Consider the following 12127-nt stretch of genomic DNA (forward strand, 5'->3'; position numbering starts at 1 on the left):
AGGCCTCTCTCGGCGGGCGCTGTCAGCCCGGCCGGGAGGGTTACCCCCCTGTTCCGGAATCAGCCAATGAACACACCGTTTGTCGTACCGGGTAACCCGGATTCTGCCTGCCAGCCACCTTCTGCGAAGGATTTTCTGGTTGACCGCACCTTCCGTGCGCTTGCACGAATAGGCGTGGTTCTGGTGCTGGCGTTGGTGTTTGCCCTGGTGTTCGAAGTCGGGCGCAAGGCCCTTCCAGGCATGGAAAAGCACGGCTTTGACGTGCTGCTGGGCAGCGTCTGGGATGTCAACCAAGGCAAGTACGGCATTCTGCCGGCCATCTGGGGCACGCTCTACAGTGCCTTTATCGCGTTGCTGATCGCAGGTGTTTTCGGCGTCAGCATGGCGATTTTCCTCACCCAGGATTTTTTGCCGGCGAAGCTGGCGGCGGTGTTTCGTACCATCGTCGAACTGCTCGCGGCCATCCCCAGCGTCGTTTACGGCCTCTGGGGCATTTACGTGGTCATCCCGGCGATCCGGCCGTTGACCGCATGGTTGAACACTGAACTTGGCTGGATCCCCTTTTTCGGCACGTCCCTGAGCGGCCCTGGGTTGCTCCCGGCGGCGCTGGTACTGGCCATCATGATTCTGCCGACCATCGCCGCCGTGTCGCAGGATGCGCTCACCGCCGTGCCGATGAAAACCAAGCAAGCCGCCTACGGCATGGGGACCACCCACTGGGAAGCGATTCTCAAGGTGATGGTGCCGTCCGCCGCCACCGGCATCTTCGGTTCCCTGGTGCTGGGCCTGGGCCGCGCACTCGGTGAAACCATGGCCCTGGCCATGCTGGTGGGCAACGCCAACAACATCTCGCTGTCGTTGTTCGCCCCGGCCAACACCCTGGCGGCCTTGCTGGCGCTGAACTTCCCCGAAGCCGGGCCGAACGAGATCGAAGTATTGATGTACGCCGCACTGGTGCTGATGTTGATCACGCTGATCGTCAACATCTTCGGCTCCATGATCATGATGTACGCCCAACGGGGTAATAAGTGATGACTGACCTCACTGCTGCAACTGACCTGACGTCCCCCGCAGGCGCAATGCCCAGCCTCCAGCGCCGGTTCGAAGGCCGTGCCCTGCGCAGCCTGGTGTTGACCACCCTGGTCTGGGCGGGCGCGCTGCTGGCCAGCGTACCGCTGATTTCCGTGCTCTACATGCTCATCACCCGCGGCGGTGCGCGCCTGAGCCTTGAAGTGTTCACCGAGCTGCCGCCCACCGGTTTCGAGACCGGCGGCGGTTTCGGCAACGCGATGGCCGGTACCTTCGTGATGGTCGGCATTGCCGCTGCCATCGCCGTGCCGGTCGGCATCATGGCGGCAATCTTCCTCGCCGAACTGGGCCCGGACAGCAAGCTGGCGAACGCCGCGCGTTTTGCCGCGAAGATGCTCACCGGCCTGCCTTCCATCCTGGCCGGTGTATTCGCCTACGCCCTGGTGGTGATGACCACCGGCACCTACTCGGCCCCGGCCGGTGGCGTGGCACTGGCGGTGCTGATGCTGCCGATCGTGGTGCTGACGGCTGAAGAGTCGATGCGCATGGTGCCCAAGATCATGAAGGACGCCGCCTACGGCATGGGTTGCACCCGCTCCCAGGTGATCTGGAAAATCGTCCTGCCCACCGGCCTGCCGGCAATCCTCACCGGCGTGATGCTCGCCGTGGCCCGCGCCGCCGGCGAAACCGCGCCGCTGTTGTTTACCGCGCTGTTCAGCAACTACTGGATCTACCACGACGGCAGCCTGGCGGTGATGAACCCGACGGCCTCCCTGGCCGTGCTGATCTACAACTTCTCCGGCATGCCCTTCGACAACCAGCTTGAACTCGCATGGGCGGCGTCGCTGGTACTGGTAATGATCGTGCTGGTCGTGAATATCGTGAGCCGTATCTTCGGCAAGCCAAAGTATTGAAAACGGGAGCATCTGAATCTTGAACGTATCAACTGCGCAAATAGCCGCTCCGTTTGTCACCCAGGCGCCTGTGGTCATGGACTGCAAGCTGGACAAGATCTTCTACGGCAACTTCATGGCCGTGCGTGACAGCCATGTGCCGATCGAAAAGAACAAGATCACCGGCTTCATCGGGCCTTCCGGTTGCGGTAAAAGTACCGTGCTGCGTAGCCTCAACCGCATGAACGACCTGGTCAAGGGCTTCCGTTTCGAGGGCCATGTGCACTTCCTCGGCCAGGACGTCTACGGCAAGGGCGTGGACCCGGTGGTCGTGCGCCGCTACATCGGCATGGTATTCCAGCAGCCGAACCCGTTCTCGATGAGCATCTTCGACAACGTCGCCTTCGGCCTGCGCCTGAACCGCTACAAAGGCGACCTGGGCGACCGCGTCAAGCACGCCCTGCAAGGCGCCGCGCTGTGGGATGAGGTCAAGGACAAGCTCAAGGTCAGCGGCCTGTCGCTGTCCGGTGGCCAGCAGCAACGCCTGTGCATCGCCCGTGCCATCGCCACCGAGCCGGAAGTGCTGTTGCTCGATGAGCCGTGCTCGGCGCTTGACCCGATCGCCACGCGCCGGGTCGAGGAGCTGATGGTCGAGCTGAAGAAGGACTACACCATCGCCCTGGTGACCCACAACATGCAGCAGGCCATCCGCGTGGCCGACACCACGGCGTTTTTCTCGGTGGATATTTCCCAGGGCACGCGCACCGGCTACCTGGTGGAGATGGGCCCGACGGCGCAGATCTTCGAGAACCCGCGTGAACAAATGACCGGGGACTACATCAGCGGCAAGTTCAGCTGATGCCCCTGCGGGAGCTGGGATGCTCCCGTATTTTCAACTGCTTATGGGAATGCCGATGCCTGCAACACGACGCCTTGATTTGCCCGCGATTGAACGCGCACTGCGTGAGGTGCAACAGCGCTTTGCCGAGCTCAGCCGGGACTTTACCGAGCCGCGCGACCCGTTGACCGACGAAGTGCTGCACAACGTGCTTGAAGGCTACGCGCTGATTGACGACTATGTCGCGCGGGGCGTCGACCTGTTCGACCTGCAGCAGCTGGACCTGATGCTGGAGATCAACGCCACCGTGCTCTGTGGCAGCGACCCGGCACGGCGCCTGGAATACGCCCACCACCTGGCGGCGACCGAAGAACACTTCTTCAACAATGTCGAAGGCGGCATCAAGGACTTGTACAACTGGTACTGCGCGTATCGCAGTGAATCAGTCTGGAAGCGCGCCGCCGGGGTGTATGTACGCATCCTCAGCAAGCCGCAGCTGTTCATTGAAGGCAACAACCGCAGCGGTTCGCTGATCGTCAGCTATTTGCTGATGCGTGCAGGCCTGCCGCCGTTCGTGCTGACGCTGGAGAACGCCGAGGGCTACTTCAACCCTTCGTCGGTGATCCGCAACTCAGCCAAACATGGAGTCAAGGCGTTGTACGAATTGCCCAAGATCAAGAAAAAATACGCCGCCTTCCTGGAAGAACAGGCGCCGGATCCGCACAAGTTTTTTCTCAAGGACCCGCGCCCGCCCGTTTTTCAAGGAGGCCATTGATGAGTGGTTCTCCCCTATTCGCCAGGGCAGGGCGGGTCCTCCAGCGCATCCTGCCGATGCAGCAGCGCCCGCGTATCCGTATTTCCTTCGATATCGACGACACCCTGGCCTGCCAGCTGCACCACTGCGACGTCGAGCCGAGCCGGCTGCCGGCCTGCGTGCACCGTTGGCTGGGTGAGCCCTTGCGGATCGGCACGCGTTCCCTGACCCGTGAGCTACGTCGCCAGGGCTGCAGCATCTGGGTCTACACCTCGTCCGGTCGCACGCCGTCGTATATCCGCCGCTGGCTGATGCTCTACGGCATCCGCGTCGACGGCGTGGTCAACAGCGTGCTGCACAACCATGCCCTGACGGCACGCGGGCTGTCGAACGCACCCTCGAAATTCCCCCCGGCCTTCGACATCGACCTGCATGTGGATGACTCCGAAGGCGTGCGCAGTGAAGGCCATGACCACGGTTTTCGCGTGGTAGTGGTGGACCCTCAGGACGAAAACTGGGCGCAGCGGGTGTTGGATGCGGTCGCGCAGGTTCAGGCGCAGCTCGCTCGACAGCAGCCAGTCAGGCACAAGCAGCCTGCGCAAGTATTTTCCTCCTGAGGCTCACTCAATCCACAGGTCGTTACCCGTTCCAATCGCAGAACAAGCCACTCAGACGAGTGGCTTTTTTTTGCATTTTTCGCGAAGGCTCTCGGCTTGTGCCGTTTTTTGGTGTCGACCGGGTATTCCAAAAGCGACGCGATACGTTCCTGTAAGCGACCTGTCAGCTTTCGGCTGTGCTTCAGTAACTACCTGAATCTAATAGTAAAAATATTATTTAATTTGTGTTTTATCTGAATTCAATTTGTATACACAGAAAATACATCCTATTGACCGGCACTTTCGCCCATGCCAGTCTGGATTCAGCAAGCAGCTTTTTCCAACGCTGCGCCCCTTGTTGTCGCATCACCCCTGCCTCTGGCAATCAGAGGTTTGAAACTAAAAATAGAACGAGATCGAGGCACGCCATGAAGAAATTCTGGAAAACCGTTTGTGCGATTGCGCTGGTGGGGATGGTGGTTCTGCCTGTGCAGGCGGAAGAAAAAACCATCACTGTCGGGACCATGTCCTGGGAGGATCTGACGCCGATTACCGGCATCACCCGAAAAGTGCTGGAGAACGCGGGCTATACCGTGAAAGTGGTGGAGTTTTCCGAGATCGGCATCGCGTATGCGGCGTTGACCAAGGGCGACGTACAAGTCCTGGCTTCGCAGACCGATTACGCCACCCAGGATTACTGGAACAAGAACAAGAACCGCCTGGAAAAACTCTCTCCGGTTTCCTATGGCTTGTACCAGGCCATCGCGGTACCCAAGTACGTAGACATCGATTCGCTGGAGCAACTCAACGACAACGCCGACAAGTTTGGCGGCAAGATCATCGGCATCGAACCCGGTTCAGGCTTGATGAGCGATGCCAACAAAGCGGTGAAGGATTATGGCTTCAAGCTGCAATTGCTTGAAGGCAGCACCGCCGCCATGACCGCCGCCCTGAAGTCCGCCGTCGACCGCAAAGAGTGGGTTGCCGTGACCATCTGGGAGCCGTCGTGGATGGCCCAGAAGTTCGACCTCAAGTTCCTCAAGGATCCCAAGGGTTCTTTCGCTCCGCCGCAGGCTTACTACTGGATCGGGCATAAAGGTTTCGCTGCCGAATACCCCCACGCCCGTGAAGTCATCGCCAGCGTGTATGTACCCCTGGCCGATATCACCGCCATCAACGGCGACGTCAAGGATGGCAAGACCATGGACCAGGCCGTCGCCGGCTGGGCCGACAAGCACGCCGACCTGATGAAGCGCTGGGCCAATATCAAACAATAAGCACTGCTGTTCTTTGCCACTGCCACGTTCTGAAAAAGCGCTCTGATCAATTAGAAAAACCAGCTCGACTGGTTCAATAGGCTTAGAAATGACAACGTTCAAAATCGACATTAACGAAGTGCTTGTGGATTGCCAGTCGGTCTGGAAGATCTTCGGTCAGAATGCCAAGGCAGCGATGGAGGCGGTGGTGCACAAGGGCCTTGGCAAAACCCAGGTCCTGCAGGATTTCAGCTGCGTGGTCGGGGTGTCGGATGTAAGTCTGCAGGTTCGCCGCGGTGAGATTTTTTGCATCATGGGGTTGTCCGGCAGTGGCAAATCGACCCTGATTCGGTTGCTTAACAAGTTGATCACCCCCAGCGCCGGCAAGGTGCTGGTCAAGGGTAAGGATTTGTCCGCATTGTCCCCCGCACAGCTACGGGAAGTACGAGCCCGGCATATCGGCATGGTGTTCCAGAGTGTGGCGCTGTTGCCCAACCGCACGGTGCTGGAAAACACCGCCTTCGGCCTGGAAGTACAGGGCGTGGGCAAGGCCGAGCGGTACCAGGTGGCCGAACGTGCGTTGGCCAAGGTCGGCCTCACTGACTGGTCATCGCGTTATCCCAGCGAGTTGTCGGGCGGCATGCAACAACGTGTCGGGTTGGCGCGGGCACTGACCGCGGACCCTGAGATTATCCTGATGGACGAACCGTTCAGTGCACTCGACCCGCTGATCCGTCGTCAACTGCAGGACGAGTTCCGCCAGCTCACCAAGGAACTGGGCAAGTCTGCGGTATTTATCACCCACGACCTGGAAGAGGCGATCCGTATCGGTGATCGCATCGCCATTATGAAGGACGGGGTGATTATTCAGGTCGGCACCGCCGAAGAGATCGTGTTGAACCCGGCCGATGACTATGTGGCCGAGTTCGTCGCAGGCATTTCACGCTTGCACTTGGTCAAGGCGCATTCGGTGATGACGCCGGTGGCGATCTACACGCAGGCCTTTGCGCAATGCGATTTTTCGCGCTTGACGCAGACGTCGTTGGATGCCGATATCAACGCGCTGATCGGTCTGACTATCGGCGCCAACCTTGAGCCGCTGGCAGTAGTCGAGCAGGGTGTGGTGGTCGGTATCATCACAGCCAAGGACCTGCTGCGCGGCGTGCAGGGCATTCCCAATGATGCCCACGCCACCGCCCCGTTTCTGGAGCCCTTGGCATGAGTATTCCAGACTTTTCGGTACAGTTCGACGCTGCCGTGGATTCGGGCCTGATGTGGCTGCAGGACAACGGTGAGTCATTCTTCGACGCTGCCAATGCGTTGCTCTCGGGGGTGTTCAAAGGGGTGGCATGGTGCATCGGCACACCGCCCTTTTATGTGATTGCCGTGCTGATCGGCCTGCTGGGCTGGCGCATGGTGGGCGCTCGTTTCGGCGTGTTGTCGATGCTTGCATTGCTGGTATGTGCGTTCATTGGTTTGTGGTTCGAGACGGTCAGTACCTTGGCGTTGGTGCTCACGGCGACGGTGCTGGCGCTGCTGGTTGCCGTGCCGCTGGGCGTACTGGCAGGGCTGGCGCCGAGATTCGATCGAGTGGTCGACCCCTGCCTGGACCTGGTGCAGACCCTGCCTCCCTATATCTACCTGTTGCCGGCCATCGCGTTGCTCGGTTACGGCCCTGCGACGGCACTGCTGGCGACTTTTATCGTCGCGGTACCACCGGCGTTGCGCCTGACAGCCCTGGGGATCCGCATGACGCCCAAGGAGTTCATCGAGTTGGGTGAAGCCAGTGGTGTCACCGGCTGGCAGATGTTTTTCAAGATCCGCTTGCCCTTCGCCATGCCGAGCATCATGGCAGGGGTCAATCAAAGCCTGATGATGGCGTTCGGCATGGTGGTGATCGCCGGGATCGTTGGTTCCGGCGGGCTCGGCGAATCGATCTACGGCGCCGTCCGTACCCTGGACATCGCCAAGTCGATCAACGCAGCGCTGGCCATCGTCATCCTCACCATGATTCTCGACCGTCTCGCCCAGAGTGCCGCCGAGTCGCGCGAGGGAGCAAGCCAATGAACCTGCAGGATTTGCGGTTTTCGCCAGGTGCGTTCCTGGCGCCCGCCATCGATTGGCTGAATGCCAACCTGCATGGCTTGTTCGTGGTAATCAGCAAGGTTATCGAGGCCTGCTTGGGCGCAATCGAGGGCTGCCTGCTCGCGCCCCATGCCTACGTGTTGATTGCCGTGGTGGTGCTGTTGGCCTGGGTCTTCGCCAACTGGCGCGTTGCCGTATTCGCCGGGTGGATGTTGGCGTTCTGCCTGTTCGCCGGGCTGTGGGTGGCGTCGATGCAGACCATCGCGCTGGTCTCGGTGGCGGTGCTGATTTCGGTGAGCATCGCCTTCCCCCTGGGCATCCTGGCCGCGCGGGTCAAGCGTGTGGACGCAGCGTTGCTGCCGATCCTCAATATCATGCAAACCGTGCCGCCGTGGGTGTACCTGATTCCGGCGGTGATGCTGTTCAGCCTGGGCCGTGTGCCGGCAATTATCGCCACCATCGTCTATGGCATCCCGCCGATGCTGCGCTTAACCACGCTGGCCTTCAAGCAACTGCCCAAGGACCTGCTGGAGCTAGGCCAGGCCATGGGCGCGTCGCCACGGCATATCCTGTTCAAGATCGAATTGCCCACGGCGGCGCCCACGCTGCTGGTGGGATTGAACCAATGCATCCTGTTGTCGCTGGCGATGGTGGTGCTTGCAGGTCTGGTGGGGGCAGGTGGACTGGGCGCCGAAGTAACGCGCGGGCTGACACGTATGGAAATGGGACTGGGCCTGCGTGCAGGTCTGGCCATTGTGGCCGTGGCCTTGTTGCTCGATCGCCTGTCACGCGGTGCCTTGCAGCGCCAGGCGCGTCGTACGTGATGCCCTGGAACGCCACCTCTCCAGCCAGTATTAAGGTGCCTGTTGTTGTCACTGTTGGCCCCGAATATTCACCAGGAAAATACCCTCAAAGCCGCATGGATACTGGGCCTTGGTTTCTATTTTAGTTGTGTATATAAATTGTAGACATTAAGAATATTGTTGTTTTATAGTGCGAATACAGGTAGTAGACCGTGTTCACTTAATCCCAGGAAGGTTTTCACGATGGCTACGAAAGAACTCGATCTGCAGGCTCCCGCCGAGTCGCCCGTTGACCGCAAGGCGGTATTGGGCGAGGCGCTGCGCCGCCGCATTCTCAGCATGGAACTGGCGCCGGGCGCCGTGGTGGATGAGTTGGCCCTGTGCGACGAGTTCGGTTTGTCGCGCCCACCTGTGCGTGAACTGATGCGGCAGATGGCGGCAGAAGGGTACATCGACCTTGAAGCTAACCGCGCTGCCCGGGTCTCGGCGATGAGCTACCAGTCGCTGCGCAGTTTTTTCCTGGCGGCGCCGTTGATCTATATCGCGACCACGCAATTGGCCTGCTCCCACGCAACGCCGGCGGAGGTGGTGGAGTTAAAGCGGATACAAGCGTTTTTCCGTTCCGCCATCGAGGAAAAAGATGTTGAGAAGCGTGTGCTCTACAACGACGAATTCCACCTGCAAATCGGCAAGATGGCCCACAACGCCTACCTGATGCCGAGCTTGCAGCGCCTGCTGATCGACCACGCTCGCCTGGGCAAAATCTTCTACCGCCACCCCACCACGGTGGACATGCAGGAAGACCTGGAAGTGGCCGCCCGACAGCATGACGACATGATCAGCGCAATCGAAAACCACGACCCGGTCTTGGCCGGTGAAATCGTGCGGGCCCACCTCGAACTGTCCCGTCGGCGGATGTCTGAGTACGCGGCCCCCGAAGGCCTGGATGTGACGCTTAACTACTGATCCCTCAATGACGGCCAGTGTGATGCGATCAACAGACGGGCAGCTTTTAATACTTACAACTATAAAAGAACCCAGGTCGCGAAAATGGCACTCATCAGAAACACACCGGCAGACGATTCAACCTGTGGCTGGTTTCACCTCAGCCCCCCTCGCGTGGCACGCCCGGCCCATAGCGGCATGCGGACGGCCCGCTGGGCAGTGGTCGGGGCGGGGTTCACCGGCCTGGCTGCAGCACGCCAGTTGGCGCTGAATTTTCCGGATGACGAGATCGTGCTGATCGAAGCGCAGGAAGTGGGTTACGGCGCCTCCGGGCGCAACGCAGGCTTCGCCATTGACCTGCCCCATGACATTGGTGCCGAAGACTATATCGGCGATATCGCCACCGCCAGGATCAGCATGGAGCTGAACCTCGCCGGGCAATCCATGCTGCGTGCGCTGGTGGAGCAACACGGCATCCGCTGCCAGTGGCGCGACTGCGGCAAGTATCAGGCCGCCGTCGAAGACCGTGGCATTGCCGTGCTGGACGCCTATCGCAGGGGCCTCGATAAGCTTGGCCAGCCCTACCAGGTGATCGAAGCCAATGACTTGCCCAGCCACATCGGCACCGGTTTCTATCGCAAGGCATTGTTCACCCCCGGTACTGCGCTGGTGCAGCCGGCGGCGCTGGTCAAAGGCCTGGCGGACAGCCTGCCGTCCAATGTGACGCTCTACGAAAACACGCCGATTACTGCCGTAGAGTACGGCGACAAAACCGTGCTGATCCACCCCCACGGGCGCATCATCGCCGACAAGCTTTTGCTGACGAATAACGCCTTCGCCATGAGTTTCGGCTTCCTCAAAAGCCGCATGCTGCCGATCTTCACCTATGCCAGCCTGACCCGACCGTTGACCGAAGAAGAACAAGCACGCCTCGGTGGGCAGGCCTCCTGGGGCGTGATCCCCGCCGATCCGTTTGGCACCACGCTGCGCCGTACCGTCGATAACCGCCTGCTGGTGCGCAACAGCTTCAGTTTCAACGCCGATGGGCGCAGCAATCCCAAGTACCTGCAGCGCTTCGTAAAACGGCATAAAGCGTCCTTCGACCGGCGGTTCCCGCTGCACCGCGAGGTCAATTTCGAATACACCTGGGGCGGTTCCCTCAGCCTGTCGCGCAACCATATGGCGCACTTCGGCGAATTGGCCAAAAACGTCTACGGCGCCCTGTGCTGCAATGGCCTCGGTGTAACCCGTGGCACCGTCACCGGCACCTTGCTGGCCGATTGGCTGGCGGGCAACACCAATCATTTGGTGGACTTCCTGTTGACGTCCCCGGGACCGAGCAGAAACCCACCGGAACCTCTGTTGTCAGCGGGTGTGAACATGAACTTGCTATGGGGACAAAGCCGCGCCGGCCAGGAAAGTTGAGCGTCGCAACACGCTAGATAGGCAATACCGAACTTAATCTATCAATGAGTAAACAGCAGGCGCTTGCGACTGCGGTTTCTGATTGAGACGGCTTTCATTCGCCTGAATTTCAAGTGTGCGCCGTACCTCGGCGAATGAACTAAGCGAAGTAGGAGACAATAATGACAAGTCCGAATGCCTCAGTTGAAGATGTACCGCTTAATAACTTTCACCGCCTGCTAACCGTGCGTTCGGGGGGGGGTTCTTTTGTCGATGGTTATGTATTAAGTATTATCGGTATTGCCATGGTGCAATTAGCCGGCGCCTTGCAGCTCAGCGAGTTCTGGCAAGGCCTGATTGCCGCTTCGGCGTTGATCGGCGTGTTCTTTGGCGGTTTTATCGGCGGCTGGCTGACCGATAAATTAGGTCGCAAGAAAGTCTATTTCATGGGCCCGTCGCTATTTATCGTGTGTTCGCTGGCGCAGTTCTGGGTCGAGTCGGCGTGGGCGTTATTTATCTTGCGTTTCATCATCGGCCTGGCGGTCGGCATTGAATACCCGGTCGCCACTTCGCTGTTGGTGGAGTTCCTCCCGAAACAACAACGCGGGCCGCGTCTCGCCGCGCTGACCATCCTTTGGTTCGCCGGTGCGGCCTTTGCCTACGTGGTCGGCAACGCGATCCTCAACACCGGTACCGATGATGCCTGGCGCTATGCGTTGGCGAGTGCCTCGGTGATCGGCCTGGCGCTGCTTGTCCTGCGCCTGGGCACCCCGGAGTCGGCGCGCTGGTTACTCAGCAAGGGCCGCGATGCCGAAGCCGATCAGGTCATCAAGCGAATCTACGGGCCGCACTATTCGCTGCGGGACCTGCCGGAGCAGCCTGACGAACGCAAGATGACCTTGTGCGACCTGCTGCGCTCCGGTTATGGCAAGCGCCTGTTCTTTGTCTCGGTGTTCTGGTCCTGCTCGATCATTCCCGTGTTCGCGGTGTACGCGTTCGCCCCTAAGGTACTGCTGGCGCTCAACTTGAAAGGTGAATGGGCCTCTTATGGCTCGATGTTCATCACGCTGCTGTTTGTGGTCGGTTGCGTGCTGGCAACCCGGCTGATCAACACCCTTGGCCGGCGCAGCATGTTGATCCACAGCTTCCTCTGGTCAGGGCTTGCGCTGTTGCTGTTGGCGGCCTTTTCCAACAGCCATGAAGTGCTGGTGCTGTTGCTGTTTGGCGCCTACGCCGTGTTCATCGGCGGCGCACAAGTGCTGCAACTGGTTTACCCGAATGAATTGTTCCCCACGGAAATCCGCGCCTTTGCCGTCGGCATCGGCACCTCGTTGTCGCGGGTCGGCGCGGCCGTGGGTACGTATCTGGTCCCGCTGTCCCTGCATACATTGGGTATCGGCAACACCATGTATGTCGCGGCCGGCGTGACCTTTATCGGCCTGGCTGCGGCCTGGGCCATGGCGCCTGAAACACGTTCCTTGAACTTGCGCGATGCAGCGGCGTTAAGCCGCTGAGTTGAAAACA

Annotated in this window: 12 protein-coding genes; all 12 read left to right on the forward strand. The window is 59.9% G+C overall.

Annotated elements, in window-relative coordinates:
* Positions 1-66 precede the first annotated feature (66 nt).
* The gene (pstC, locus tag C8K58_RS25655) at positions 67-1032 is read left to right on the forward strand and encodes a phosphate ABC transporter permease subunit PstC (RefSeq protein ID WP_027603517.1); all 966 of its coding nucleotides are present in this window, start codon (positions 67-69) and stop codon (positions 1030-1032) included.
* The gene (pstA, locus tag C8K58_RS25660) at positions 1032-1943 is read left to right on the forward strand and encodes a phosphate ABC transporter permease PstA (protein ID WP_027603518.1); all 912 of its coding nucleotides are present in this window, start codon (positions 1032-1034) and stop codon (positions 1941-1943) included. Before pstC ends, pstA begins: the two co-directional genes overlap by 1 nt.
* 76 nt (positions 1944-2019) lie before the next feature.
* Complete coding sequence (gene pstB, locus C8K58_RS25665) at positions 2020-2781, forward strand: phosphate ABC transporter ATP-binding protein PstB (protein ID WP_010210300.1); 762 nt, start codon at positions 2020-2022, stop codon at positions 2779-2781.
* Positions 2782-2836: 55 nt separating this feature from the next.
* The gene (locus tag C8K58_RS25670) at positions 2837-3535 is read left to right on the forward strand and encodes a hypothetical protein (RefSeq protein WP_027603520.1); all 699 of its coding nucleotides are present in this window, start codon (positions 2837-2839) and stop codon (positions 3533-3535) included.
* Positions 3535-4131 carry a hypothetical protein gene (locus C8K58_RS25675; protein WP_098479845.1) on the forward strand — a complete coding sequence of 199 codons (597 nt, stop codon included), beginning with the start codon at positions 3535-3537 and terminating at the stop codon, positions 4129-4131. The genes C8K58_RS25670 and C8K58_RS25675 overlap by 1 nt, the downstream gene beginning before the upstream one ends.
* A gap of 407 nt (positions 4132-4538) precedes the next feature.
* A complete protein-coding gene (locus C8K58_RS25680; protein ID WP_098479844.1) occupies positions 4539-5387 on the forward strand; it encodes a glycine betaine ABC transporter substrate-binding protein in 849 nt (282 codons plus the stop codon).
* An 88-nt stretch (positions 5388-5475) separates the two neighbouring features.
* On the forward strand, positions 5476-6588 hold the full coding sequence (locus C8K58_RS25685) for a glycine betaine/L-proline ABC transporter ATP-binding protein (protein ID WP_108574579.1): 1113 nt from the start codon (positions 5476-5478) through the stop codon (positions 6586-6588).
* Positions 6585-7433 carry a proline/glycine betaine ABC transporter permease gene (locus C8K58_RS25690; protein WP_098479842.1) on the forward strand — a complete coding sequence of 283 codons (849 nt, stop codon included), beginning with the start codon at positions 6585-6587 and terminating at the stop codon, positions 7431-7433. The genes C8K58_RS25685 and C8K58_RS25690 overlap by 4 nt, the downstream gene beginning before the upstream one ends.
* Positions 7430-8275 carry a proline/glycine betaine ABC transporter permease gene (locus tag C8K58_RS25695; RefSeq protein WP_098479841.1) on the forward strand — a complete coding sequence of 282 codons (846 nt, stop codon included), beginning with the start codon at positions 7430-7432 and terminating at the stop codon, positions 8273-8275. Before C8K58_RS25690 ends, C8K58_RS25695 begins: the two co-directional genes overlap by 4 nt.
* 222 nt (positions 8276-8497) lie before the next feature.
* Positions 8498-9220 (forward strand): GntR family transcriptional regulator, encoded by a 723-nt coding sequence (locus tag C8K58_RS25700; RefSeq protein ID WP_098479840.1) that lies wholly within the window; start codon positions 8498-8500, stop codon positions 9218-9220.
* An 84-nt stretch (positions 9221-9304) separates the two neighbouring features.
* Entirely contained in the window at positions 9305-10624 is a 1320-nt protein-coding gene (locus C8K58_RS25705; protein WP_098479839.1) for an FAD-binding oxidoreductase, read from the forward strand.
* Between the two features lie 161 nt (positions 10625-10785).
* A complete protein-coding gene (locus C8K58_RS25710; protein ID WP_098479838.1) occupies positions 10786-12117 on the forward strand; it encodes an MFS transporter in 1332 nt (443 codons plus the stop codon).
* The last annotated feature ends 10 nt before the right edge of the window (positions 12118-12127 follow it).

This window comes from Pseudomonas sp. GV047 (genome assembly GCF_003058245.1).
GTDB lineage: Bacteria > Pseudomonadota > Gammaproteobacteria > Pseudomonadales > Pseudomonadaceae > Aquipseudomonas > Aquipseudomonas marginalis.